Origin of the sequence: Immundisolibacter sp., assembly GCF_050250495.1 — a bacterium.
Classification (GTDB): domain Bacteria; phylum Pseudomonadota; class Gammaproteobacteria; order Immundisolibacterales; family Immundisolibacteraceae; genus Immundisolibacter.
In genome coordinates this window covers 20017-44753 of the sequence record NZ_JBFWOM010000014.1, presented here as the reverse complement: position 1 = coordinate 44753, position 24737 = coordinate 20017, and the positions used below count along the sequence as shown (strand labels likewise).

Sequence of the window (24737 nt, the reverse complement as noted above, 5' to 3'; positions counted from 1 at the left end):
TCGCTGCCAATGTGGACAATTCGCGACCGATAGCCAAGAATCCGCCCTGCCTTCACGCACCCGGCGCCCGCATGGCCAAGATCCTGTTACTGCACGGCCCGAACCTGAACCTGCTCGGGCGCCGCGAGCCGTCCATCTACGGCCACGACACGCTCGCGGACATCGACGCCCGCGCCACGGCGCAGGTCACCGCCGCCGGGCATGAACTGGTCTGCCGGCAAAACAACGCCGAGCATCAGCTGATCGACTGGGTGCAGGCGGCGCCGGCGGACGGCGTCGGCTTCATCGTCATCAACCCCGGCGGCTACACGCACACCAGCGTCGCGCTGCGCGACGCGCTGGCCAGCGTGGCGCTGCCGTTCATCGAAGTGCATCTGTCGAATGTCGCCGCGCGGGAGCCGTTCCGCCGGCATTCGTATTTTTCCGATCTGGCGGTCGGCACCATCACCGGCCTTGGCGCGCTCGGCTACGAGCTCGCGCTGACCGCGGCGCTGCGCCGGATCGGCAACTGACGCCAGGCGCTGGCCGGTACCGGCGCGTCGTCAAACTCCAAGACAACTCACATCAGACCATCCAGGGACACGCATGGACATCCGCAAGATCAAGAAGCTCATGGAGCTGGTGGAGCAATCCGGCATCAATGAGCTCGAAGTGCGCGAGGGTGAAGAGTCGATTCGCCTGAGCAAGGCACCGGCCGGCGTGGTGATGGCCTCGGTGGCGGCCCCGGCCGCGGCACCTGCGGCGGCTGCGCCAGTCACCGCCGCGGTGCCGGTCGCGGCCCAGCCGGCCGGCCACACGCTGAACGCGCCGATGGTCGGCACCTTCTACCGCGCGCCCTCGCCGGACAGCGCGCCTTTCATCGAGGTCGGCAAGACGGTCTCCGCCGGCGACGTGGTCTGCATCATCGAAGCCATGAAGCTGATGAACCAGATCGAGGCCGACAAGTCCGGCGTGGTGACCGCGATCCTGGTCGAGGACGGCCAGCCGGTCGAGTTCGGCCAGCCGCTCGTCGTGATCGCCTGACGGGGCGCCGGCATGTTCTCCAAAGTGGTGATCGCCAACCGCGGCGAGATCGCGCTGCGCGTGCTGCGCGCCTGCCGGGAGCTGGGCATCGGCACGGTGGCGGTGCACTCGACGGCCGATCGTGACCTGATCCACGTGCGCCTGGCGGACGAGTCCGTCTGCATCGGCCCGCCGGAGCCCGGCAAGAGCTACCTCAACATCCCGGCCATCATCGCCGCGGCCGAGGTGACCGACGCCGAGGCCATCCACCCGGGCTACGGCTTTCTGTCCGAGAACGCCCAGTTCGCCGAGCGTGTGGAACAGAGCGGCTTCATCTTCATCGGCCCGCGCGCGGACACCATCCGCCGCATGGGCGACAAGCTCGAAGCGATTGCCCTGATGAAGGAACTCGGCGTGCCAACCGTGCCGGGCTCCGGCGGACCGCTGGGCGACGACGACGCCGAGAACCTGCGCATCGCCGCCGGCATCGGCTACCCGGTGCTGATCAAGGCGGCCGGTGGCGGCGGCGGGCGCGGCATGCGCGTGGTGCACACCGAAGCAGCGCTGAACAGCTCGATTGCCACCACGCGCCGCGAAGCCGGCGCCGCGTTCGGCAACGACATCGTCTACATGGAGAAATACCTCGCCCAGCCGCGGCACATCGAATTCCAGGTGCTCGGCGACGGCGAGGGGCAGGCGATTCATCTTGGCGAGCGCGACTGCTCCATCCAGCGCCGCCACCAGAAGGTGATCGAGGAAGCGCCGGCGCCCGGCATCACGCCCGAGCAGCGCGCGCGCATGGGCGAGCTGTGCGCGGACGTGTGCCGCAAGATTCGCTACCGCGGCGCCGGGACGTTCGAGTTCCTGTACGAGAACGGCGAGTTCTATTTCATCGAGATGAACACGCGCATCCAGGTGGAACACCCGGTCACGGAGGCGGTGACCGGGGTCGATCTCGTGCGCGAGCAGCTGCGCATCGCCGCCGGGCTGGGCCTGAGCTACACCCAGGACGACATCACCTGGCGCGGGCACGCCATCGAGTGCCGCATCAACGCGGAAGATCCTGCGACCTTCGCGCCCTCACCGGGCCGTGTGACGCAGTTCCACGCACCGGGCGGGCCGGGCATCCGCTTCGACTCGCACCTGTACGCCGGCTACGCCGTGCCGCCGAATTACGACTCGATGGTCGGCAAGCTGATCGCCCACGGTGCCGACCGCGACATCGCGCTCTCGCGCGTGCGCACGGCGCTGATGGAGCTGATCGTGGACGGCATCAAGACCAACACGGCGCTGCACCTGCGCCTGGTGGACGAGGGCGACTTCCGCCGCGGCGGCGTCAGCATCCACTATCTGGAGAAGCTGCTGGCGAACAGCTGAGCTGGGGGCTTCAACCCGGAGCCAGTTGCTCCAGTACCTCGCCGGGTTCAACACGCCGCCCGGCGAGGAACTCCCGCGCGGTGAGCATGCGCCCGCCTTCGGCTTGCAGCGCCGTCAGCAGCAGGCTGCCGCCACCGCACGCGATTTCTATTCCTGACGCGCCGGCAGCGAGCACCTGCCCCGGCGCGCCGTTCCCCTCCAGCACGCGCGCGCCGCCGACGCGCAGCCGCTGGCCGCGCCACAGTGTCCAGGCGAGCGGCGCGGGGGCGAACGCCCGCACGGCGCGTTCAAGCACCGCCGCCGGCTGCGCCCAGTCGAGTTGCGCCTCACGCTTGTCGATCTTGGCCGCGTAGCAGGCGCCTTCGGCCGGTTGCGGCGTCGCGACCGCGGCGCCGCCCTCGATGCCGGCCACCACCTCGCACAGGGCGCGTGCACCGAGCGAGGCCAGCCGCTCGCGCAGGCTGCCCGCGGTGTCGTCCGGCCGGATCGGCTCGCGGCGGGCCACAAACACGGGTCCAGTGTCGAGCCCGGCATCCATCTGCATGATGCAGACGCCCGTTTCGGCATCGCCCGCCAGCAGCGCGCGCTCGACCGGCGCCGCGCCGCGCCAGCGCGGCAGCAGCGAGCCGTGCACGTTGAGCGCGCCAAGGCGCGGCACGGCGAGGATGGCCGGCGGCAGGATCAGGCCATACGCCACCACCACCAGCAGATCGGGCGCGAGTGCGGCGAGTTCCGGCGCGGCGTCCGGCGTGCGCAGCGTCGGTGGCTGGCGAACCTCGATGCCGGCGCCCAGCGCCGCCTGCTTGACCGCCGAGGCGGCGAGCCTGCGGCCGCGGCCGGCGGGGCGATCGGGCTGCGTGTACACCGCCGCCACGCGGTGGCCGGCGGCAAGCAGCGCTTCGAGACTCGGCACGGCGAACGGCGCCGTGCCGGCGAACACGATGTTCACGGACGCGTTTCGTCGCGCTGGCGCTTGCCGGCCTTCTTGCGCAAACGGTCCTGCTTCAGACGCGACAGGTAGTCCACGAACAGCTTGCCGTCGAGGTGGTCGATCTCGTGCTGTACGCACACGGCGAGCAGACCATCGGCGTCGAGCTGCTGCGCCTGGCCGTCGCGGTCGAGGTAGTTCACGGCGATGCGCTCGGCGCGCTCCACCTCCTCGAACACCTCCGGCACCGACAGGCAACCCTCCTCACATACCTGCACGCCGTCGCGGGCGGTGATGGTCGGGTTGATCAGCACCTGCAGCTGGTCGTGCTCGGGGCTGAGATCCATCACGACCACGCGCCGGGCGACGCCGACCTGCGTGGCCGCGAGGCCGATGCCCTTAGCGGCATACATCGTCTGCGCCATGTCGTCGATCAGCGCCCGGATTGCGGCGTCAACAACTTCAACCGGACGCGCTTTTTCGCGCAGTCGCGGGTCGGGATAGGTCAGGATCGGAATCAACGCCATGGCGATCGGGAAGGCTATTTATCTGGGCTACACTGCGTCCGCCTTTGCAGGCGTTGCCTCAAGGCCGTCGCGGCCGAACCGATATCGGGTCAGACGCGACCGCTCGTCGATTGGCACACCAACAATGTTACTGGCCGGATGTTGCCCATGACCAGACTTTGCCGCTCCCTGATTGCCCTGTTGGTCGCCTGGCCGCTGCTGGCGGCTGCGGATGAACTGACGCTGCGTCCGGATCACCCGGACGTGTACGTGGTGGTTCGCGGCGACACGCTGTGGGATATCTCCGGCCGCTTTCTGGACAAGCCGTGGCATTGGCCGGAACTGTGGGGCGTGAATCCGCAAATCGCGAACCCGCACCTCATCTATCCAGGCGACCGTCTGCGCTTGGTGATGACCGCCGACGGCCCACGCCTGGTGCGCGACGGCGCGACCGGGGGACCTGGCAGCCTCGGGCCGAAGGTTCGCGCGACGCCGCTCGACACCGCCATACCGGCGATTCCGCTGAGGCACATCCGCGCTTTCCTCGAAGAGGCCGTGGTGCTGCACAGCAACCGCTCAGCCGATTTCGCGTACGTGGCCTCGGCCGCCGACGAACATCTGGCGGTCGGTGGCGGTGACCGGGTCTATGGCCGCAACACGGCCGCCCAGGAAGGCGAGCAACTCGACATCTTCCGGATCGGCGACGCGTACAAGGATCCCGAAACCGGCGAACAGCTCGGTTACAACGGCCTCTACATCGGCCAGGCCAAGGTGCACAAGACCGGCGATCCGACCACGCTCGGGGTGACCCGGTCCCGGCGCGAAGTGCTTGCCGGCGACGTCCTGATTCCGGCCGACGATGCTCTGCTGCAAGCGTCCTACGTGCCGCGCGCGCCGGCCGCGCCGGTACGCGGCCACATCATCGGCGTGATCGACGGCGTGTCGCAGATCGGGCAGCACAGCGTGGTCGTGCTCAGCCGCGGCAAACGCGATGGCCTGGAGCTTGGCAACGTGCTGCAAGTCGGTCAGGTGCCGCCGCCTATCCACGACCCGATCGCGCGTCAGCAGGTGCAGCCGCCGAGCGACCCGGCCGGCACGGTCCTGGTGTTTCGCCTGTTCGATCGCGTGAGCTATGCGCTGGTGATGACGGCGACGCGTCCGATGCACGTGCTGGACGAGGTGTCATCGCCCTGAGCCCGAACGGCGCCGGCCTCGCCCTGGCACGCGTGCCGGGGTTGGGGGTGGCCACGTGGCGCCGCCTGCTGGCGGCGTTCGGCGCTCCCGGCGATGTTCTTGCCGCCAGTCGCCAGGCCCTGCTGGCTGCCCTAGGCGCCAAGGCGGTGCTCGCGGACCGCATCCTCGCCGCGCGCGGTGAGGCGCCGCAGGCCGATCTTGACTGGCTGGCCGCCGCCGACGATCGGCAGGTGCTGTTTCTGGATCAGCCGGACTATCCGTTCCGGCTGGCGCAGATCGCCGACCCGCCGCTCGCGCTTCTCGTGCAGGGCAATCCCGCCCCGCTGCACGCGCCGCAACTGGCCATCGTTGGCAGCCGCAACGCCTCCCCGGCCGGCCGCGAGACGGCTTTCGAGATGGCATCGGCGCTCGCCGAGCGCGGCCTGGTCGTGACCAGCGGCCTTGCCGAGGGTGTCGACGGGGCTGCCCATCGAGGCGCCATCGCCGCCCACGGCCAGACGATCGCAGTCCTCGGCACCGGGCCCGACAGGGTCTATCCGCGCCAGCACCTCGGCCTTGCCGGTGACATCCGCTCGCACGGCGCCCTGGTCAGCGAACAACCCGTCGGCACCCCGCCGCGCGGCTTCAACTTCCCGCGCCGCAACCGCATCATCAGCGGCCTGTCGCTCGGCGTGCTGGTGGTCGAGGCCGGCGCGCGCAGCGGCTCGCTGATCACCGCCCGCCTCGCCGCCGAGCAGGGCCGCGAGGTGTTCGCGATACCGGGCGGTATTCACAATCCGCTCGCCCGCGGCTGCCACGGCCTGATCCGCAGCGGCGCGAAGCTGGTCGAGTCCATTGCCGACATCCTCGACGAGCTGCCGCCGCTTGAAACGCCCGCCGCCGTCCGGCGCCGGGCCGATACCGCCAACGCGGCGGCGCCGGAGCCTGCCAACCCGGTGCTCGCCGGAATGGGTGACGACCCGGTCAGCCTGGACCTGCTGGTGGCCCGCACCGGATTGACGGTCACGGAAGTTTCCACCATGCTGTTGACGCTGCAATTGGATGGCCTGGTGACGGCTCTGCCTGGCGGGCTGTTCGGCCGCCAGCGCCCGCACCCGCCGCGCTGAGGTATCGATGAAGGAATCCGTTCTCGACGCGTTGATGTTCCTGCTGGACAACTACAGCGAGGACGACGCGATGGACAACGACGACCGGGACGAGTTGGCGGGACAACTGGCGAACATGGGTTTCGAGGAAGGCGAAATCGACCACGCCTTCGACTGGCTGGAGAGCCTCGCGCAGGACGACGACGACACCGCCCACACCGATTGCACGCCCTGGAGCGAACGTGCGCAGCGGCACTTCAGCGCCCAGGAGCTGTATCGTCTGACAGTGGAGGCGCGCGGTTTCCTGATCGTGCTCGGCCAGAACCCGATGATCGACCGCCCGTCGCTCGACCGGATCATCGACCGCGCCATGGCGCTTGATCTGGACGAAATCGACCTCGAAGCGATCAAGTGGATCACGCAGATGGTGATCTACAACCGCCCGGACACGGCCCACCTGTACGCCTACATGGAAGAGCTGGCCCAGCCGGAGTCGCAGCGGCGCCTGCACTAGTGCACAGATAAGCGGCGGCGCATCCTCGCGTCGTCTACCGTGCGCCCCAAACCCGTCTGCGCCATCGCCGCGCGAGCCATGACCCCAGAAAAAACCGTCGTCGTCGTCGAGTCCCCGGCCAAGGCCAAGACCATCAAGAAGTACCTCGGCCCCGGCTACGAGGTGCTGGCGTCGTACGGCCACGTGCGCGACCTGGTCGCCAAGGAAGGCGCCGTGCAGCCCGAGCAGCAGTTCGCCATGCGCTACGAGGGCATCGAGCGCAACGCCCGCCACGTGGACGCCATCGCCAAGGCGCTGCGCGGCGCCGATCGCCTGCTGCTGGCCACCGACCCGGACCGCGAGGGCGAGGCCATCGCCTGGCACCTGGCGGAGCTGCTTCGCGATCGCAAGGTGCTGGCCGACAAGCCGGTGCGGCGGGTGGTGTTCCACGAGATCACGCAGCGCGCCATTCAGGAGGCCGTCGAGCATCCCGGCGACATCGCCATGGATCTCGTGAACGCCCAGCAGGCACGCCGGGCGCTCGACTACCTGGTCGGCTTCAACATCTCGCCGCTGCTGTGGAAGAAGATCCGCCGCGGCCTGTCCGCCGGGCGCGTGCAGAGCCCGGCGCTGCGGCTGATCGTCGAGCGCGAGGAGGAAATCGAGGCCTTCCAGCCGCGCGAGTACTGGACGCTTGATGCCAGCGCCGGCAAAGGCAAGGCCACGTTCCCGGCCCGCCTGACGCAGTTCGAGGGCGACAAGATCGAGCAGTTCAGCGTCGTCGATGCCGAGCGCGCCGGTCATGTGCGCGACACCATCGCCCGCCAAGCGGGCGGCAAGCTCAAGGTCGCCGCCATCACGCGGCGCTCGCGCAAGCGCAATCCGGGGCCGCCGTTCATCACCTCCACGCTGCAGCAGGAGGCGTCCAAACGCTTCGGCTTTACCGCCCAGCGCACCATGCGCATCGCCCAGCAGCTGTACGAGGGCATCGACATCGGCGGCGGGCCGGTGGGTCTGATCACCTACATGCGGACCGACTCGACGAGTCTGGCGCAGGAGGCGGTCGCCGAAATCCGGCAGGTGATCGACGAGCGCTTTGGCGCGGATTCGCTGCCGAAGTCGCCGAACGTGTTCAAGACCAAGAGCAAGAACGCCCAGGAGGCGCACGAGGCGATCCGCCCGAGCGCCGCCGCGCGCACGCCGGAGTCGCTGCGCGGGCACCTCGCCGCCGAGCAGCTCAAGCTGTACACGCTGATCTGGAACCGCACCGTCGCCTGCCAGATGAACCCGGCGCAGATCGACACCGTGGCGGTGGACCTGTGCCCGCCCGAGAACCCGATGACGCTGCTGCGCGCCAGCGGCTCCACCGTGCGCGAGCCGGGTTTCCTCGCCGTGTACGACAACCGCGAGGAAGGTGAGGAGGCCGAGTCGAACCTGCCGGCGCTGGAGCAGGACGAGCTGGTCGAGCTGCGGTCGCTGGAAGCCAACCAGCATTTCACCGAACCGCCGCCGCGCTTCAATGAGGCAAGCCTGATCAAGGCGCTGGAGGAATTCGGCATCGGCCGGCCGTCCACCTACGCCAGCATCATCACCACGCTGCAGCAGCGCGAGTACGTGCTGCTGGACGGCAAGCGCTTTCGGCCGAGCGACGTCGGGCGCGTGGTGAGCCGTTTCCTGACCGAGTTCTTCACCCAGTACGTCGATTACGACTTCACGGCCAAGCTTGAAGACGAGCTCGACGCCGTGTCGCGCGGCGAGTCCGACTGGGTGCCGGTGCTGGAGCGGTTCTGGAAGCCGTTTAACGAGCGGGTCGAGCAGACCGCGTCGGTCGCCCGCCGCGATGTGACCACCCAGCAGCTCGACGAAGCCTGCCCGGAGTGCGGCAAGCCGCTCGCCATTCGCCTTGGCAAGCGCGGCAACTTCATCGGCTGCACGGGCTACCCCGAGTGCAAGTACACGCGGGACGTGAAGACCGACAGCAGCGAGCCCGAGCCGGCGCCGGAGCTGCTGGATCGCAAGTGCCCGGAGTGCGGCGGCGATCTCGCCTACAAGCGCGGGCGCTACGGGCGTTTCATCGGCTGTGTGAACTACCCGACCTGCAAGCACGTCGAGCCGCTCAACAAGCCGAAGGACACCGGTGTCGGTTGCCCGGACTGCAAGCAGGGCACGCTCATGGAGCGCAAGTCCCGTTACGGCAAGCTGTTCTATTCCTGCAACCGCTACCCGGACTGCAAGTACGCGGTGTGGGACCCGCCGCTGCCCGAGCCGTGCCCGAAGTGCGGGCACGCCATCATGACCATCAAGACCACCAAGCGGCGCGGTGTCGAGAAGCTGTGCCCGGACAAGACCTGCGGTTACCGCGAAGCGGCGCCGGAGCTGGCCGATAACGCCGCCTGAGGCGGCGGCGCGTCAGCAACTCGCGCCGGCGCGCGATCCCTCGCGCCGGCGCGCGATCCCGATCACACGTCGAGGTTGGCCACCGCCAGCGCGTTGGTCTCGATGAACTCGCGCCGCTGCGTGACTTCGTCGCCCATCAGGGTGGTGAACATCTGATCCGCCGCCACCACGTCCTCCACGCGCACGCGCAGCAGGCGCCGGGTGCCGAAGTCCATGGTGGTTTCCCACAGCTGCTCGGGGTTCATCTCGCCAAGACCCTTGTAGCGCTGCACGCTGACGCCGCGCTGACCCTCGCCGAGCAGTGCGTCCAGCACGTCGCCGAAGCGTTTCACGTCGCGCCGGTGCTCGCCCATCTGCAGCCAGGCGCCGGGGCCGATGAGTCCCGCGAGGCGCTCGGCCATGGCGCTGATGCCGCGGTACTCCGGCGAATGCCAGAACACCGTCCCAATCGTGAAGGCGGTGCGCACGCCGTGTTCGACGCGCTCCACGTGCAGCGCGCCGTCGGCGCCATCCGTGGCGGGCTGCCAGCGCACCGTGAAGCGGCTCATGCCGCCCGATAGCGCTGCCTCCAGCGACTGCGCAAGCGCCGTCATCGCGGCGGCGTCCTGCGCGCGCTCGTCGGTCACGCGCGGCAGGCCGAGCAATGCGTCCAGGATGCGGCGGTCGTAGCGGCGGCTCGCGCGGTCGATCAGCGCCAGCACCGCCGTGTAGTCCTTGGCCAGCGCCTCGAAGGCGTCGCCATCCATCGCGGGCGCCGCCTCGGCCGGGTGGAAGGCCACGTTCTGCAGGGCAAGCTCCAGCAGGTACAGGTTCAGCGAGCGGTCGTCCTTGAGGTAACGCTCCTGCTTGCCCTTCTTGACCCGGTACAGCGGCGGCTGGGCTATGTACAAATGTCCACGCTCGATCAGCTCCGGCATCTGCCGGTAGAAGAAGGTCAGCAGCAGCGTGCAGATGTGCGCGCCGTCCACGTCGGCGTCGGTCATGATGATGATGCGGTGGTAGCGCAGCTTGTCGGGGTTGTATTCCTCCCGGCCGATGCCGCATCCCAAAGCAGTGATCAGGGTGCCGACCTCCGCCGAAGCCAGCATCTTGTCGAAGCGGGCCTTCTCCACGTTCAGGATCTTGCCTTTCAGCGGCAGGATGGCCTGCGAGCGGCGGTCCCGCGCCTGCTTGGCGGAGCCGCCGGCGGAATCACCCTCCACCAGGTACAGCTCGCACAGGCTGGGGTCCTTTTCCTGGCAGTCGGCGAGCTTGCCGGGCAGGCCGGCGATATCGAGTACGCCCTTGCGGCGCGTCATTTCCCGCGCGCGGCGGGCGGCCTCGCGGGCGCGCGCCGCGTCGATGATCTTCGACACAATGCCGCGCGCTTCGGCCGGGCTCTCCAGCAGGAAATCCGTGAACTTGTCGGCTATGGCCGCCTCGACCACGCCCTTGACCTCGGACGACACGAGCTTGTCCTTGGTCTGCGACGAGAATTTCGGGTCCGGCACCTTCACCGACAGGACGCAGGTCATGCCCTCACGGATGTCCTCACCCGAGGTCTCGACCTTGGCCTTCTTGGCGAGGCCCTCCTTCTCGATGTACTGGTTCAGCGTTCGGGTAAGTCCCGCGCGGAATCCCGCCAGGTGCGTGCCGCCGTCGCGCTGGGGGATGTTGTTCGTGAAGCAGAACATGGTCTCCTGGTAGGAGTCGTTCCACTGGATGGCGACCTCGACACCAATATCGCCACGCTGCTCGGCGAAGTGGAACACCGTCTGGTGCAGCGGCGTCTTGTTGCGGTTCAGATGCTCGACGAAGGAGCTGATGCCGCCCAGGTACTCGAACACCTCCTGCCGGTCGTCGCGCTCGTCGCGCAGCTCGATGCGCACACCCGAGTTCAGGAACGACAGCTCGCGCAGGCGCTTCGCCAGCACGTCGTAGTGAAACTCGACATCGCTGAACACCAGCGGGCTGGGGCGGAAATAGACGCTGGTGCCGGTGTTGGTCGCGTCGCCGACCACCGCCAACGGCGCCTGCGGCTCGCCATCGCGGTAAATCTGCTCGTGCAGCTTGCCGTCACGACGGATAGTGAGCTTCAGGTACTCGGAAAGTGCGTTCACCACCGACACGCCAACGCCGTGCAAGCCGCCAGAAATCTTGTACGAGTTGTCGTCGAACTTCCCGCCCGCGTGCAGGGTGGTCATGATGACCTCGGCCGCCGAGCAGCCTTCCTCCGCATGAATATCAACCGGGATGCCGCGGCCGTCATCGTCGACGCTTACGCCGCCATCGCCGTGGATCATCACCTTCACGTTGCGACAGTAGCCAGCCAGCGCCTCGTCGATGGCGTTGTCGACCACCTCGAAAACCATGTGATGCAGACCGCTGCCGTCATCGGTATCGCCGATGTACATGCCCGGGCGCTTGCGGACGGCATCCAGGCCCTTCAGTACCTTGATGCTGGAAGAGTCATACACGTTTTCGTCAGTCATGGACATCTCGGGTGGCGGCCGCGGTCAATGCGCCGTGTTCCACGTGGAACACGGTCGCGCAATCGTTACCCAGGTCACGGGTACCAGACGGCGAGGTCACGAACCGCTGCAACTGATGATCACCCAGTACGCGCAGCACGGCGTCGAGGTGGCGGCCGTCGAGCTCGGCGGCCAGGTCGTCGAAAAAAATGATCGGCTCACTTGCTGGCACGACAGACAACAAGTCATCGAGCTGCGCCAGACGCAGGACGAGGTAGAGCAGTTTCACCTGCCCGGACGACAGGTTTTCCAGGCCCAGTTTCTGGTCGACCCGCAGTACCAGGTCGGCTCTGTGGGGACCGGCGCTAGTGTATCCAAGGGCGCGATCCTTGTCCTCGCTGGCCCGCCATAGCGCGCGCAGATCGAGCCCATCCCGCCAGCCCTTTTGGAGCGCGATGGCGATGGTGAAGTCCAGCTCCAGGCGCGACGAAAAGTCGCCTATCTTGATCTGCAAGCGCTCCAGGTACCCCGCGCGACTGGCGGTTATCGTCTCACCGGCTTCAGCGAGCGGACTCAGCCACGGTTCGTCAGGTTGCCCTCGCCGGAGCGCGGCATTGCGCTGCTGCAAGGCGGCGCTGAAGCGAGACCACTGGGCATGGAAACCCTGTTCCACGTGAAACAAACCCCAGTCGAGCACCGCTCTGCGCTCGCCGCGGCTGCTCCTGAATCGGGCCACACCGTCCTGCGACAAGGCCAGCACCGGCAGGCTGCGCGCGAGTTCAGACGCCGCGCGCAACTCTCTCTCGTCGCTGAGAATCCGGGCGCCGCCACTATCCCGGTGCAAACGAATGTGCTGGGTGCGGCCATCGGCATGAGCAAACCAGGCGCCGATCGCGAGCTCATTGCAACCACGTCGAATGGCCTGACTGGAATCGCGAGTACGAAACGAACGCCCCACCGCGGCCAGATGGATCGCTTCGAGCAGCGAGGTCTTGCCACCGCCATTCGGCCCGACGAGGATGTTCAAGCCCTCCGCCGGCCGCCAGTCGATGGCTTCGAGATTTCGCACATCGCGAACGATGAGCCGCGTCAGCCGCATCGGCCGCGTCTAGAGCCGCATCGGCATGATCACATAGCGTCCTACACCGCCCGCAGGCTCCGTGATGAGACAACTACTGCCGGAGTCCGACAGGTGCAGGCGTACCGAGGCGCTGCGCAGCGCATTCAGCACGTCGATGAGATAGCTCACGTTGAAGCCGATTTCGAGCTCCGCTCCCGCGTAGTCGACCTCAAGCTCGTCCTCGGCTTCTTCGTTCTCCGTGTTGTTCGCCGACAGGCGCAGCAGGCCGGACTGCAACTGCAAACGGACCGAACGGTATTTCTCGTTCGCAAAGATGGCCACCCGCCCCATCGCGTCACGCAAGGCAAGACGATCTACATCGAGCACCTTGTCCTGATTGCGCGGTATGACGCGTTCGTAATCCGGAAAGCTGCCATCGATGACTTTCGACTTGAACACCACGTCCGCCGCGGACAGGGTGAGGTGATCGTTGCCAATACCGAGTTTGGCCGGGCTGCTGTCATCGGCCAGCAACCGCAGGGCCTCGATGACGGTCTTGCGCGGCACGATGATGCGCCGGTTCGTTCCTTCCGGCGGTGATACCGGCAACTCCGTCACGGCCATGCGGTGCCCGTCAGTCGCCACCAGGCGCGCCCGCCCGTCCTGAATCTCCAGCAGCATGCCGTTCAGGTAGTACCGCACGTCCTGCTGCGCCATGGCGAAGTGCGTGCTTTCGATGGCGCGACGCAGCTCGTTTTGCGGCAATTCGAGTTCGAGCACGTCACCGTTGACGTCGATGGCAGGGAACTCGGCCGCCGGCAAAGTACTGAGGCTGAACCGCGATCGCCCGGCCCGGACCGTAGCTCGGTCACCCGCGGTTTCAATGGTCAGGCGCGTGCCATCCGGCAGGGCCCGGCACAGGTCGAGCAGCTTGCGGGCCGGCAGGGTAGTGGCCCCGGGCCCGGAGCAGGCCTCCAGGGAACCCGGCACAGACAGTTCGACCTCCAGATCCGTAGCCGACAGTCGAAACCCGTGCTCGGTCGCCGTGATCAGTACGTTGGCCAGGATCGGTAGCGTCTGACGACGCTCTACCACCGCGTGCGCCACCTGCAGCGGGGTGAGGAGCTGGTTGCGTTCCATGCTGATCTTCATCGGCGACCTCGCTGACTTTCGGATTCTTTCTGTTTGAAAAACATTAATTAGATTAAGCGCTGTGCAGAACTGGATATCGTTAGATTATCTATATAAATCATTGTCTTGATATTAATTCTCGATGGCATAACCGACGCGTAAACTGACCTGTCCGTCGCGCACGCTGCAGACTGACGTCAGATCCTCGGCGGTCGCGCACAGCTTTTCCACAGCCTTTCAGCCCATCAGGATGCGGCGCAGGTTGCCGTAATCGGCGGCGATCGATTCCTCGTTCCGCCGCAGTTCGACCACCCGCTCGCAGGCGTACAGCACCGTCGTGTGGTCGCGCCCGCCGAACGCGGCGCCGATCTCCGGCAGGCTGCACGAGGTCAGTTCCTTGGCGAGCGCCATTCCCACCTGGCGCGGCCGCACCAGGCTGCGCTTGCGGCTGCGCGAGGTGAGATCGGCGCCGCGCAGGCGGTAGTACTCCGCCACTGCCTTGAGGATGGCGTCGAGCGTGACCTGCCGGTCCTGCGCCTTCACGATGTCCTTGAGCGCCTCGCGGGCGAGCTCCAGCGTGATCGGTGCGTGCGTGAGCGTGGCGTAGGCGATGACCGTGCGCAACGCCCCTTCGAGTTCGCGCACGTTCGAATGCACACGCTTGGCGATGAAGAACGCCACGTCCTGCGGCACGGTCTGGTGGGCGAGCTCGGCCTTGCTGAGCAGGATCGCCACCCGTGTTTCCATGTCCGGCGGCTCGACGGCCACCGACAGCCCCCAGCCGAAACGTGACTTCAGCCGGTCTTCCAGGCCCTTGATGTCGCGCGGGAAGCGGTCGCTGCTCATCACGAGCTGGCTCTTGCTCTCCAGCATGGCGTTGAAGACGTGGAAGAACTCCTCCTGCGAGCGCTCCTTGCCGGCCAGGAACTGGACGTCGTCCACCAGCAGCAGGTCGAGGTTCCGGTATTGCGCCCGGAAGGCGTCGAAGCGGTTCTGCTGAAGTGCCGTCACCATATCCGTGACAAAGCGCTCGCCGGACACGTACACCACCCGTGCATCCGGTCGTTGCGCAAGCAGGGCGTTGCCGACCGCGTGCAGCAAATGGGTTTTGCCCAGACCGACGCCGCCGTACAGCAGCAGCGGGTTGTACAGACCGCTGCCGTTTTCACTCACCAGCAGCGACGAGGCCCGAGCCAGGCGGTTCGACTTGCCTTCGATGAACGTATCGAAACGCTGTGCGGGGTCGACGGCCGGGGTGGCGCGTCGCCGGGGCTTCGCGGCTGGCGGCGCCGGTACGCCGTTGACAGGTGGCGGCGCATCGGCGCCGGCGTCACCCGCGCTGCTGCCGATTTCGAGCGCCAGTTTCAGCCCCCACTGCGCCACAAGCTCCCGGATACGATCCTGAAACTGCCCGCCGACCTGCTCCAGCACGAACTGGTTCGGCGCGAGCAAGCGCAGCGTGCCGCCGGCGAGGTGCGCCTGCAACGGGCGAATCCAGGTATTGAAAAGCTGCGGCGACAACTCGGCTTCGAGCTGGGCAAGGCAGCCCTGCCAGGCGTTTTTCAAGGAGTCCTCTGCGGGTCACCGGCCCGGGTACCGGGCGGCGACCAAGTGTACCCCTGCCGTCCGACGGTCGGGCGGGCGCCGAGACTTTCCCCTCGGGACGCGCTGATTTATTCAGCGGTTCCCAAGGGGCAGGATGCCCCCGGCCTGAATAGAGGGCGTAAGCCCTTGATTCAGGGAGCGCCGTGTGGGCCTGTACCGCGCGGCAGCGAGCTGAAAAAGTCCAGGGACGGAATTTTTCAGCGCTTCCCTCGGTTGACCCGGCCGATGCGACGCCGGTAAGCTTCCGCGCCTTTTTGCCGGCCCTTCTCGGACAACGCGCTCATGAAACGCACCTATCAACCCAGCAATCTGCATCGCGCCCGCACACACGGCTTTCGTGCCCGCATGCGCACGGTCGGCGGGCGCAAGGTTTTGAACGCCCGCCGCGCCAAGGGTCGTCACCGCATCAGCTGCGTCTGACGCTGGCCGAGGTCGGGCCGCAGCCAGCGGCTGCGGCGTATCGGTTCACCCGTCAGCAACGGCTGCTGACACCGCAACAATTCCAGCTCGTGTTCCGGCGTGGTCGCCGCCGACGCATCGGGGTCATCGAAGTGATCACGCTGCCGAACACCGCGGGCCTCGCCCGGCTCGGACTGGTGATCTCGAAGCGCGCCCTGCGCCGGGCGGTCGATCGCAACCGCGTGCGGCGCTGGGCGCGGGACGCGTTTCGTCTGCGCCAGCAGGCCCTGCCCGCTGCCGATATCGTGCTTCGGCTCCACGGCGCGGTGCTGGCCCGCGCGGACGTCGACGCGGCTTTCGACCACATCAATCAGGTCCACCGGCCATGAGACGGCTGCTGCTCGGCCTGTTGCACGCCTATAAAATTGCGCTCAGCCCATTCCTTGGGCGGCATTGCCGGTTTCATCCCAGCTGCTCCGCCTACGCGGTGCTTGCGGTGCGCCGGTTCGGTGCGCGGCGCGGCGGCTGGTTGGCCGCGCAGCGCCTGCTGCGCTGCCACCCCTGGCACCCTGGCGGCGTCGATCCCGTGCCCGAGCACTGGCCCGCGCGCCCCGCTCCCCGCTGAATCCACCGGAATCACCATGGAAACCGTCCGGCTCGTGCTGGTGTCCCTGCTGCTGGTCATCACGTTTTTCATCTACCAGGCCTGGCAGGCGCAGCGGCCGCAGCCGGTGCCACCCCCGCCGCTGGCGCAGGGCACCGTGCCCACGCCAACCGCGAGTCCCGCCGCGCCGGCACCTGCTGCACCGTCGGCCAATGCGCCCGCGGCCGTTTCGACCGCCGCCCGGCCGGCCGGCACGCCGGTCACGGTCAGCACCGATGTGATGAGCGTGCAGATCAACACCGCCGGTGGCGACATTGCGCGGCTTGAACTCACCGACTACCGCGCTTCGGCCGGCCGTGGCGCTCCCGCCTACCGCATCCTCGACGCCGCACCACCGCGGTTTTACGAATCCCAGACCGGCCTGCTGGCGGCCGACGGGCGGCCGGCGCCGGATCATCAGGCGCTGTTCAGCGCGACCTCAAACAACTACTCGCTCGCACCCGGCAGCGACACGCTCGACGTGCCGCTCGGCTGGACCGATGCCGGCAGCGGCGTCGAGGTCCGCAAGGTCTACACCTTCCGCCGCGGCCGCTACGACATCGGCCTGCGCTACGAAGTGCGAAACAGCGGTACTCAGTCCTGGCAGGCGCAGCCCTACGCGCAGCTGATGCGCAAGAAAGGCGCGGACGCCACCGGCAGCATCTTCATGCCGGCGTCGTTCCAGGGTGCCGTGTACTACAGCGCGGCCGACAAGTACCGCAAGATCGGCTACGACGACATGGTGAAGGCGCCGCTCGCCACCACCCTCAGTGACGGCTGGGTGGGTCTGAGCGAGCACTACTTCGTGACCGCCTTCCTGCTCGAAAAGGGCCAGCCGCACAACTGCTACACCAAGGCACTGGCCGAGGACCGCTTCCTCGCCGGCTGCATCGCGGGCCCGCTCGCCGTCGCGCCGGGGCAGTCCGCGACCTGGCAGACGCGTCTTTACGCCGGCCCCAAGGCGCAGGACAGCCTGGAGGGCGTGGCCGAGGGCCTCGCCCTCACCGTCGACTACGGCAAGCTCACCATCATCGCGCAGCCCGTTTTCTGGCTGCTGAGCGCCATCCACGGCGCCATCGGCAACTGGGGCTGGGCCATCATCCTGGTTACGCTGCTGATCAAGCTGGCGTTTTATCAACTGTCCGCGGCGAGCTACCGCTCCATGGCGCACATGCGCAAGGTGCAGCCGAAGATCATGGCCATGCGCGAGCGCTACAAGGACGACCGCCAGCAGCTCAACGAGAAGATGATGGAGCTGTACCGCACCGAGAAGATCAACCCGCTCGGCGGCTGCCTGCCGATCGTGGTGCAGATTCCGGTGTTCATCGCGCTGTACTGGGTGCTGCTGGAGAGCGTGGAACTGCGCCACGCGCCGTTCATGCTGTGGGTCCAGGATCTTTCCGGCGCCGATCCGTACTACGTGCTGCCGGTGCTGATGGGCGTGTCCATGTTCCTGCAGCAGCGCATGACGCCCATGATCGGCATGGAACCCATGCAGCGGCGCATCATGCTGGCCATGCCGCTGGTGTTCACGGTGTTCTTCGCGCTGTTCCCGGCGGGCCTGGTGCTGTACTGGTTCGTCAACAACGTGCTGTCGATCGCCCAGCAGTGGTTCATCAATCGCCAGCTGGAGCGCAAGGCCACGGCCTGAGCGCGCCCACGGACACCATCGCCGCCATCGCCACCCCGCCCGGGCGTGGCGGGGTCGGCATGGTGCGCGTGTCCGGCCCGGCGGTGCCGGCCATCGGCGCGGCGCTGATCGGCGCCCTGCCGCCGCCGCGCATGGCGCGCGTGGCGAATTTCACCGACGCCGCCGGCGAGCCCATCGACCGCGGCCTGTGCCTGTACTTTCCGGCGCCGCATTCCTTTACCGGCGAGCACGTGCTCGAACTGCACGGCCACGGCGGGCCGGTGGTGATGGACCTGCTGCTGGCGCGCGTGATCGAACTCGGCGCGCGGCAGGCCAACCCGGGCGAGTTCAGCCAGCGCGCCTACCTCAACGACAAGCTCGATCTCGCGCAAGCCGAGGCGGTGGCGGACCTCATCGATGCCGCCAGCGCCGCCGCCGCGCGCGCCGCGCTGCGCAGTCTCGATGGCGCCTTCTCGCAGCAGGTGCACGCGCTGGTCGAGCGCCTGACGCTGCTGCGGGTGCAGATCGAGGCCGGGCTCGACTTCCCGGACGAGGAGCTCGACCTGTTCGCCGACGGCCGCCTGGCCGCCGAGGCAAGCGCGCTGGCCGATGATCTGAGCGCCCTGCTGCGCCGCGCGGGCGAGGGCCGTTTGCTGCGCGAGGGCCTCACCGTCGTGCTGGCGGGTGCACCGAACGTCGGCAAATCGAGCCTGCTGAACGCGCTCGCCGAGCGTGAGGCCGCCATCGTCACCGCCATCCCCGGCACCACGCGCGACGTGCTGCGGGAGCATCTCGGCATCGACGGCCTGCCGCTGCATCTGGTCGACACAGCCGGCCTGCGCGACAGCGACGATCCGGTCGAGCGCGAGGGCATCCGCCGCGCGCGGGCCGAGATCGAGCGCGCCGATCACCTGCTGTTCGTCACCGAGGCCGGCGATCCGCAAACCCCGCCGGCCGAGCTGCTGGGCGAGGCCCGCGCCGTCACCCGCGTGATCAACAAGATCGACCTCGCCGGCGAGCCACCGCGCAGCGAGCCGCAGGCCGCGTGGACCGACGTTTACCTGTCCGCGCGCAGTGGCGCGGGGCTGGACCTGCTGCGCGAGCGCATCAAGACCGCCGTCGGCTTCCACACCGGCGAGGGCCTGTTCAGCGCCCGCCGCCGGCACGTGCAGGCGCTGCGCCACGCCACAGACTGCGTCAGCCGCGGCGCGGAACTCCTGACCCGCGGCGTCGGCGCGGAACTCGCCGCCGAGGAACTGCGACTCGCCCAGCAGGCGCTCGGCGAGATCACCGGCGCGGTGACCAGCGACGACCTGCTGGGGCGCATCTTCTCCACGTTCTGCATCGGGAAGTAGCTTTCTTCTCGCCCCGCTGCACGCGGCCCCGGTGTAAGGTTCGGCGCACGTCGGTTTGACCGACCGGTCACCACAACGCGTACGAGGAGACAGCGATGAACGACCCACGCGCCGTGCCGCAGGCCGCGGCCGATTTCGATGCCGTCATCGTCGGCGCCGGCTTTGCCGGCCTGTACATGCTGCACCGCCTGCGCGAGGCCGGTTTCACGGCGCGCGTGTTCGAGGCCGGCGACGGCGTCGGCGGCACCTGGTACTGGAACCGCTACCCCGGCGCGCGCTGCGACATCGAGAGCGTGGACTACTCGTACTCGTTCTCGCCGGAGCTGGAGCAAGAGTGGCAGTGGACCGAGCGCTACCCGCGCCAGCCGGAGATCCTGGCGTATCTGAATCACGTCGCGGACCGCTTCGATCTGCGCCGTGACATCCGGCTCGAAACGCGCGTCACCGTGGCGCACTTCGACGATGCGGCGGGCGTGTGGCGCATCGAGACCGACCGCGGCGACCGCTGCACGGCGCGCTACTGCGTGATGGCGACCGGGTGTCTTTCCGCTCCCAAGGTGCCGGACCTGCCGGGCGTGGAACGCTTTGCCGGCGCCACGTATCTGACCGGCGCCTGGCCGCACCACGAGGTCGACTTCACGGGCCTGCGCGTCGGCGTGATCGGCACCGGCTCGACGGCCATCCAGGTCATCCCGCAGGTGGCGCGGCAGGCGAAGCACCTGACGGTGTTCCAGCGCACGGCCAACTTCAGCGTGCCGGCGCGAAACGGCCCGCTGCCGGTGGCCGAGCAGCAGCGCGTGAAGGCCGGCTACCGCGAGCGGCGCGAGGTCAGCCGCCGGTCGCTGTTCGGCATTCCGGTCGCGATGCCGGATGCACCGCGCCGCACGCGCGACATTCCGCCGGCGGAACTCTCCGCCTCGCTGGAGGCGCTGTGGGCACAGGGCGGCGCCATGAGCCTGCTGGCCGCCGCGCCGGACATCCTGATGGACCCGGAGGCCAACGCCCGCGTGGCGGACTTCGTGCGGGACAAGATCCGCGCCACGGTGAAGAACCCCGCCGTTGCCGACCTGCTGTGCCCCACCACGCACCCGCTCGGCACCAAGCGCCTGTGCCTCGACACCGAGTACTACGAGACCTACAACCGCGACAACGTGACGCTGGTGGACCTGCGCGCGACGCCTATCGACACCCTCACCGAGCACGGCCTGCGCACGACGGTGCAGGACTACCCGCTCGACGCGCTGATCTTCGCGACCGGCTTCGACGCCATGACGGGCGCGCTGGCTGCCATCGACATCCGCGGCCGCGCCGGCCACCGCCTGCGCGACGACTGGGCCGACGGCCCGCACACGTATCTGGGGCTCGCCAGCGCCGGCTTCCCGAATCTGTTCCTGATCACCGGTCCGCAGAGCCCGTCGGTGTTCACCAACATGGTGGCGTCCATCGAGCAGCACGTGGAGTGGATCGCCGACTGCCTCGATTACCTGCGCGCGCACCGCATCGCCCGCATCGAGGCGAGCGAGAACGCCCAGGCCGACTGGGTGGCGCACACGGCGGCTATCGCCAACTCGACGCTGATGCCGCAGGCCGATTCCTGGTACGTGGGGGCCAACGTGCCCGGCAAGCCGCGCGTGTTCACGCCGTATCTGGGCGGTCTTGGCCCGTACCGGCAGCGCTGCGATCAGGTGGCCGCCCAAGGCTACGCGGGCTTCGAACTCACACCAGCGCCGATTACCGCCTGACCACCCCAAGGAGTTTTCGATGGACCTGCAACTCACCGGCAAGCGCGCGCTCGTCACCGGCAGCACCGCCGGTATCGGCTACGCGATCGCCGTGAGCCTGGCGCGCGAGGGCGCGGACGTGATCCTGAACGGCCGCACACAGGACGGCGTGGACGAGGCGCTCGGCAGCCTGCTCGGCGACACCGGCGTGCTGGCAACGGGCTTTGCCGGCGACCTTGGCACCGCCGAGGCCTGCACGGCGCTGGCGGCCGCGCACCCGGACGTCGACATCCTCATCAACAACCTCGGCATCTTCGACACCAAGCCGTTCGAGGCCATTCCGGACGCCGACTGGCAGCGCTTTTTCGACGTCAACGTCATGGCCGGCGTGCGCCTGTCGCGCGCCTACCTGCCCGGCATGAAACAGCGCGACTGGGGTCGCATCGTGTTCATTTCGAGCGAGAGCGCCATCAACATCCCGGCCGAGATGGTGCACTACGGCATGACCAAGACCGCGCAGCTGGCGGTGGCGCGCGGGCTTGCCGAATCACTCGCCGGCACCGGCATCACCGTCAACAGCGTGCTGCCGGGGCCGACCCGCTCGCGCGGCGTGAAGGGTTTTCTCGACAAAATGGCGGCCGAGCTCGGCCAGCCGGTGGCGACGCTGGAGAAGGAATTCTTCATGCGCGCGCGGCCAAGTTCGCTGATCAAGCGCTTCGCCGAGCCGGCCGAGGTGGCGGCGCTGGTCACCTACGTGGCAAGCCCGCTCGCCAGCGCCACCACCGGCGCCGCGCTGCGGGCGGACGGCGGCATCGTGCGCAGCCCGTTCTGAGGAGTCCCGCCGTGGCCGAGGGCAAGTCGTTCTGGTCCAGCCTGCCGGGCATCCTCACGGCGCTGGCGGGCCTGGTCACGGCGATCGGCGGGCTGCTATTGGCCTTCGATCAGGCCGGCTTGTTCGGCAAGACCGAACCGGCCACGGCACCCGTAGCGAACGCAGCCCCGCCGCCGCTGCTGGAGCGTATCGGCGTCACGGAGGTCGAGCGCGTCACCCTGCGCGGCGTGCCGACCACGCTGAATGACGAGCGCCTGACGGCGGCGCTCGCCACGCGCGGGCTGTTCGATGCCGCGCGCAACCCGGCCGGCGCGGGCGTCGACAACCGCTTCGAGACGGTGCTGCGCGAGGAGGCGCTGGTGGTCAGGGACGCCACCACGGGGCTGAGCTGGCAGCGCGACGGCACGGAGGGACTTGACCTTGCGGCGGCCGAGGCGCAGATCGCCGCCCTCAATGCACAGGCCCACGGCGGCTACCGCGACTGGCGCCTGCCCACTGCGGAGGAAGCCGCATCGCTGATGGAAAAGGCGCCCCTCGACGGCCGCCACATCGACCCGGTCTTTGGCATCGGCGTCAACTTCATCTGGACCGCCGATCGCACCCCGGACGGCCGGGCTTACGTTGCCTATTGGTTCGACGGCCGGTTATCGCCCGAGCGGCCGACCTTTCACGCCTGGGTGCGGGCGGTGCGCTGATCGGCGACGCCGTTATCGAGCGTCCGTCTCTGCGGCTCTGACCACGGCACGGCCAGGCGCCTGCCGGTGTGTACAAGTCCGCTGTTGGCATGGTTAAAGCAAACCCCGCTGTCGCCGATACAGGCTTGCCGCCGGCGACAGGCGCCGGCGTCAGCGCTGGGCGATCGGTTCGCCCAAGAACAAGAAGCCGCAGTGATACATGCACCGATTCGGCAGGCCAGCGGGCTCGGCCCGGACTGCGTTCGACACGCGAGCAGTGCGCCGCACGGCGCCGGCTGCGGCGGTGCTCGTGTCGTGTTTCGGGCTGGCGCAGGCCGCCGAGCTGACCGACCTGAGCTTTGAGCAGCTGCTCGACACCACCGTCACCGGCGCGTCCAAGTACGAGCAGAAGCAGAGCGAAGTCGCCGCTGCGGTGAGCGTGATCACGCGCGCCGAAATCGAGGCGTTCGGTTGGCGCAGCCTTGCGGAAGCCCTGAGCAGTCTGCCGGGCATCTACACCACCTACGACCGCCAGTACAGCTACGTGGGCACGCGCGGCTTCTCGGCGCCTGGGGACTACAACACCCGCATGCTGCTCACCGTTGACGGCAACCGCGTCAACGATGCTGTGTTTGACCAGGCCTTCGTCGGCAACGAATTTTCGCTCGACATGGACCTCATCGAGCGCATTGAGTACATCCCGGGGCCAGGCGGCGCGGTGTATGGCTCGAACGCGTTGTTGGGCGTGATCAACGTGGTCACGCGCAGCGGCGCCTCGATGAACGGCGCGGAGCTGTCCGCCTCCTATCAGGATCCGCAGATGACGCGCCGGGGGCGCGCCAGCTGGGGCGGGACGCTCTCGAACGGCGTGGACGTGCTCGCGTCGGTGTCCGGCATGAACGCCGAGGGCGAGGATCTGTTTGTGGATTTCGGCCCCGCGGGCGTGTCCGGCCGGGCCAACGGACTCGACGGCGAACGCGATCGCGAAGCCTTCGGCAGCCTCTCCGCCGGTCCCTGGACCGTGCGTGCGAGCTACGGCGACCGGCGCAAGGACGACCCGCTCGGCACCTACCTCAGCGATCCGCTCACCCGCGGCCAGTACCAACGCGACCGCCAGCTGCTGGCGCAGCTGGGTTACGAGGACCGCTACGCCGCGGACACGCTGCGGCTGTCCGGGCGCCTGTTCATGGGGCGGCAGCGCTACACGGCGCCCTTCGTCTATACCGGCTCACCGACCCGGAACCCGACCTCCAGCGACTGGTACGGCGCCGAAGCGCAGCTGCTGTCGACTGCCTATGCCGGACACACGCTGATGGCCGGCGTCGAGTACCAGGCCAACACGCGCCTGGATCAGGACTTCGTCGATCTGGTCGACCCCGCCAATACGTCCAGGGTTCACGGTTCCGGTTGGCGAGCGGGCGTGTATGCGCAGGACGACTGGGCGCTGGGGAAGGCGCTCAGCGTGACGCTCGGCATGCGGGTGGATCGCAACGATGTCAGCGGCACGGCGGTCAGCCCGCGGGTCGGGCTGATCTGGCACGCCGCCCCCGATGCCGTCTGGAAGCTGCTGTACGGCCGGGCCCACCGGGCGCCCAACGCGTACGAAAGCGAGTTCACGGCCACGTTTCTGGATCCGAATCCGTCGCTGCGGAAGGAAACGGTCGACACGCTGGAACTGGTCACCGATCACCGTCTTGGGAACGACCTGTCGCTGCGCGCGTCGGTCTATTACTGGACGATGCAGAACCTGGTGACACTGGAAACCAACCCCCTGACCGGCAATCCGCAGTACCAGAACTGCGACGACATCACGACCTACGGCGGTGAGCTGTCCGCCACCAAGGTGTGGGAGGGCGGCACCCGGCTGCGCACGAGCGTCAGTTATCAGCACGCCCGAGACATCGACAACCGGCGCCTGAGCAACTCGCCGAGTCTGCTCGGCAAGCTCAATCTGTCGATTCCGCTACTGGATACCGGCCTTCGCCTCGGCTACGAGATGCAGTACGGCAGCCATCGTGAGGCCATCGACGGCAGCCGCATCGGCGGCTACTGGTTGTCCAACCTGAACGTGGTGGCCGCCGACTGGGTCCAGGGGGTGACGGTTTCGGCCGGCATCTACAACCTGTGGGACGCCGACTACGCCCAGCCGGGCTCCGACAACAACTGGCAGACCCGCCTGGCCCAGGATGGCCGCAGCGCGCGCCTGCGCGTGGATTACCGGTTCTGAGGCCCATGCGCGCGCTACGGCAAGTCTG

General features: G+C 68.2%; 22 protein-coding genes. 16 read left to right on the top strand and 6 right to left on the bottom strand.

All coding sequences use genetic code 11. The annotated features are described in order from the left end of the window. Positions 1-71 precede the first annotated feature (71 nt). The 3 genes from aroQ (at position 72) to accC (ending at position 2379) form a co-directional block, all read left to right on the top strand. A complete protein-coding gene (gene aroQ / locus AB7F93_RS10270) occupies positions 72-512 on the top strand; it encodes a type II 3-dehydroquinate dehydratase (RefSeq protein ID WP_428302814.1) in 441 nt (146 codons plus the stop codon). A gap of 73 nt (positions 513-585) precedes the next feature. Next, the gene (accB, locus tag AB7F93_RS10265) at positions 586-1023 is read left to right on the top strand and encodes an acetyl-CoA carboxylase biotin carboxyl carrier protein (protein ID WP_428302813.1); all 438 of its coding nucleotides are present in this window, start codon (positions 586-588) and stop codon (positions 1021-1023) included. 12 nt (positions 1024-1035) lie between these two features. Next, entirely contained in the window at positions 1036-2379 is a 1344-nt protein-coding gene (gene accC / locus AB7F93_RS10260) for an acetyl-CoA carboxylase biotin carboxylase subunit (RefSeq protein ID WP_428302812.1), read from the top strand. A 10-nt stretch (positions 2380-2389) separates the two neighbouring features. Here accC and fmt read toward each other — a convergent pair whose 3' ends face one another. After that, a complete protein-coding gene (fmt, locus tag AB7F93_RS10255; RefSeq protein ID WP_428302811.1) occupies positions 2390-3328 on the bottom strand; it encodes a methionyl-tRNA formyltransferase in 939 nt (312 codons plus the stop codon). Continuing rightward, complete coding sequence (gene def, locus AB7F93_RS10250) at positions 3325-3834, bottom strand: peptide deformylase (RefSeq protein WP_428302810.1); 510 nt, start codon at positions 3832-3834, stop codon at positions 3325-3327. The genes fmt and def overlap by 4 nt, the downstream gene beginning before the upstream one ends. A 147-nt stretch (positions 3835-3981) precedes the next feature. Here def and AB7F93_RS10245 point away from each other — a divergent pair, with 147 nt between their 5' ends. The 4 genes from AB7F93_RS10245 to topA all read left to right on the top strand — a co-directional run bounded on the left by AB7F93_RS10245 (position 3982) and on the right by topA (position 8982). Then, on the top strand, positions 3982-5007 hold the full coding sequence (locus tag AB7F93_RS10245; RefSeq protein WP_428302809.1) for a LysM peptidoglycan-binding domain-containing protein: 1026 nt from the start codon (positions 3982-3984) through the stop codon (positions 5005-5007). Positions 5008-5153: 146 nt separating this feature from the next. Next, complete coding sequence (gene dprA, locus AB7F93_RS10240; RefSeq protein WP_428302808.1) at positions 5154-6113, top strand: DNA-processing protein DprA; 960 nt, start codon at positions 5154-5156, stop codon at positions 6111-6113. A gap of 7 nt (positions 6114-6120) precedes the next feature. Next, positions 6121-6606: a DUF494 family protein gene (locus AB7F93_RS10235; protein ID WP_428302807.1), complete on the top strand. Its 486-nt coding sequence runs from the start codon at positions 6121-6123 to the stop codon at positions 6604-6606. 78 nt (positions 6607-6684) lie between these two features. Continuing rightward, entirely contained in the window at positions 6685-8982 is a 2298-nt protein-coding gene (topA, locus tag AB7F93_RS10230) for a type I DNA topoisomerase (protein WP_428302806.1), read from the top strand. A gap of 62 nt (positions 8983-9044) precedes the next feature. On the opposite strand, the gene gyrB is transcribed toward topA, so the two are convergent. The 4 genes from gyrB to dnaA form a co-directional block, all read right to left on the bottom strand. Then, a complete protein-coding gene (gyrB, locus tag AB7F93_RS10225) occupies positions 9045-11453 on the bottom strand; it encodes a DNA topoisomerase (ATP-hydrolyzing) subunit B (protein ID WP_428302805.1) in 2409 nt (802 codons plus the stop codon). Further along, positions 11446-12531, bottom strand: a complete 1086-nt coding sequence (gene recF, locus AB7F93_RS10220; protein ID WP_428302804.1) for a DNA replication/repair protein RecF — start codon at positions 12529-12531, stop codon at positions 11446-11448. Before recF ends, gyrB begins: the two co-directional genes overlap by 8 nt. Before the next feature lie 9 nt (positions 12532-12540). Beyond that, positions 12541-13644 carry a DNA polymerase III subunit beta gene (gene dnaN / locus AB7F93_RS10215; protein ID WP_428302803.1) on the bottom strand — a complete coding sequence of 368 codons (1104 nt, stop codon included), beginning with the start codon at positions 13642-13644 and terminating at the stop codon, positions 12541-12543. Between the two features lie 216 nt (positions 13645-13860). Then, a complete protein-coding gene (dnaA, locus tag AB7F93_RS10210) occupies positions 13861-15189 on the bottom strand; it encodes a chromosomal replication initiator protein DnaA (protein WP_428302802.1) in 1329 nt (442 codons plus the stop codon). 321 nt (positions 15190-15510) lie between these two features. On the opposite strand from dnaA, the gene rpmH reads away from it, so the two are divergent. The 9 genes from rpmH to AB7F93_RS10165 all read left to right on the top strand — a co-directional run bounded on the left by rpmH (position 15511) and on the right by AB7F93_RS10165 (position 24709). Further along, complete coding sequence (gene rpmH / locus AB7F93_RS10205; protein ID WP_068804510.1) at positions 15511-15648, top strand: 50S ribosomal protein L34; 138 nt, start codon at positions 15511-15513, stop codon at positions 15646-15648. After that, the gene (gene rnpA / locus AB7F93_RS10200; protein ID WP_428302828.1) at positions 15639-16016 is read left to right on the top strand and encodes a ribonuclease P protein component; all 378 of its coding nucleotides are present in this window, start codon (positions 15639-15641) and stop codon (positions 16014-16016) included. The genes rpmH and rnpA overlap by 10 nt, the downstream gene beginning before the upstream one ends. Beyond that, on the top strand, positions 16013-16252 hold the full coding sequence (yidD, locus tag AB7F93_RS10195) for a membrane protein insertion efficiency factor YidD (protein ID WP_428302801.1): 240 nt from the start codon (positions 16013-16015) through the stop codon (positions 16250-16252). The genes rnpA and yidD overlap by 4 nt, the downstream gene beginning before the upstream one ends. A 16-nt stretch (positions 16253-16268) precedes the next feature. After that, positions 16269-17921 carry a membrane protein insertase YidC gene (gene yidC / locus AB7F93_RS10190; RefSeq protein WP_428302800.1) on the top strand — a complete coding sequence of 551 codons (1653 nt, stop codon included), beginning with the start codon at positions 16269-16271 and terminating at the stop codon, positions 17919-17921. Beyond that, entirely contained in the window at positions 17918-19255 is a 1338-nt protein-coding gene (mnmE, locus tag AB7F93_RS10185; protein ID WP_428302827.1) for a tRNA uridine-5-carboxymethylaminomethyl(34) synthesis GTPase MnmE, read from the top strand. Before yidC ends, mnmE begins: the two co-directional genes overlap by 4 nt. 95 nt (positions 19256-19350) lie before the next feature. After that, a complete protein-coding gene (locus AB7F93_RS10180) occupies positions 19351-20997 on the top strand; it encodes a flavin-containing monooxygenase (RefSeq protein WP_428302799.1) in 1647 nt (548 codons plus the stop codon). A 19-nt stretch (positions 20998-21016) separates the two neighbouring features. After that, positions 21017-21808 carry an SDR family NAD(P)-dependent oxidoreductase gene (locus tag AB7F93_RS10175; protein WP_428302798.1) on the top strand — a complete coding sequence of 264 codons (792 nt, stop codon included), beginning with the start codon at positions 21017-21019 and terminating at the stop codon, positions 21806-21808. Positions 21809-21819: 11 nt separating this feature from the next. Beyond that, complete coding sequence (locus AB7F93_RS10170) at positions 21820-22503, top strand: DUF1566 domain-containing protein (RefSeq protein ID WP_428302797.1); 684 nt, start codon at positions 21820-21822, stop codon at positions 22501-22503. A gap of 256 nt (positions 22504-22759) precedes the next feature. Then, a complete protein-coding gene (locus tag AB7F93_RS10165) occupies positions 22760-24709 on the top strand; it encodes a TonB-dependent receptor plug domain-containing protein (protein ID WP_428302796.1) in 1950 nt (649 codons plus the stop codon). Positions 24710-24737 lie beyond the last annotated feature (28 nt).

What these genes read in the sequence shown, in the direction of transcription:
- aroQ (WP_428302814.1), top strand. Translation starts at nt 72, where the DNA reads ATGGCCAAGATCCTGTTACTGCACGGCCCGAACCTGAACCTGCTCGGG.
- accB (WP_428302813.1), top strand. Translation starts at nt 586, where the DNA reads ATGGACATCCGCAAGATCAAGAAGCTCATGGAGCTGGTGGAGCAATCC.
- accC (WP_428302812.1), top strand. Translation starts at nt 1,036, where the DNA reads ATGTTCTCCAAAGTGGTGATCGCCAACCGCGGCGAGATCGCGCTGCGC.
- def (WP_428302810.1), bottom strand. Translation starts at nt 3,834, where the DNA reads ATGGCGTTGATTCCGATCCTGACCTATCCCGACCCGCGACTGCGCGAA.
- AB7F93_RS10245 (WP_428302809.1), top strand. Translation starts at nt 3,982, where the DNA reads ATGACCAGACTTTGCCGCTCCCTGATTGCCCTGTTGGTCGCCTGGCCG.
- AB7F93_RS10235 (WP_428302807.1), top strand. Translation starts at nt 6,121, where the DNA reads ATGAAGGAATCCGTTCTCGACGCGTTGATGTTCCTGCTGGACAACTAC.
- topA (WP_428302806.1), top strand. Translation starts at nt 6,685, where the DNA reads ATGACCCCAGAAAAAACCGTCGTCGTCGTCGAGTCCCCGGCCAAGGCC.
- gyrB (WP_428302805.1), bottom strand. Translation starts at nt 11,453, where the DNA reads ATGACTGACGAAAACGTGTATGACTCTTCCAGCATCAAGGTACTGAAG.
- recF (WP_428302804.1), bottom strand. Translation starts at nt 12,531, where the DNA reads ATGCGGCTGACGCGGCTCATCGTTCGCGATGTGCGAAATCTCGAAGCC.
- dnaN (WP_428302803.1), bottom strand. Translation starts at nt 13,644, where the DNA reads ATGAAGATCAGCATGGAACGCAACCAGCTCCTCACCCCGCTGCAGGTG.
- rpmH (WP_068804510.1), top strand. Translation starts at nt 15,511, where the DNA reads ATGAAACGCACCTATCAACCCAGCAATCTGCATCGCGCCCGCACACAC.
- yidD (WP_428302801.1), top strand. Translation starts at nt 16,013, where the DNA reads ATGAGACGGCTGCTGCTCGGCCTGTTGCACGCCTATAAAATTGCGCTC.
- yidC (WP_428302800.1), top strand. Translation starts at nt 16,269, where the DNA reads ATGGAAACCGTCCGGCTCGTGCTGGTGTCCCTGCTGCTGGTCATCACG.
- AB7F93_RS10180 (WP_428302799.1), top strand. Translation starts at nt 19,351, where the DNA reads ATGAACGACCCACGCGCCGTGCCGCAGGCCGCGGCCGATTTCGATGCC.
- AB7F93_RS10175 (WP_428302798.1), top strand. Translation starts at nt 21,017, where the DNA reads ATGGACCTGCAACTCACCGGCAAGCGCGCGCTCGTCACCGGCAGCACC.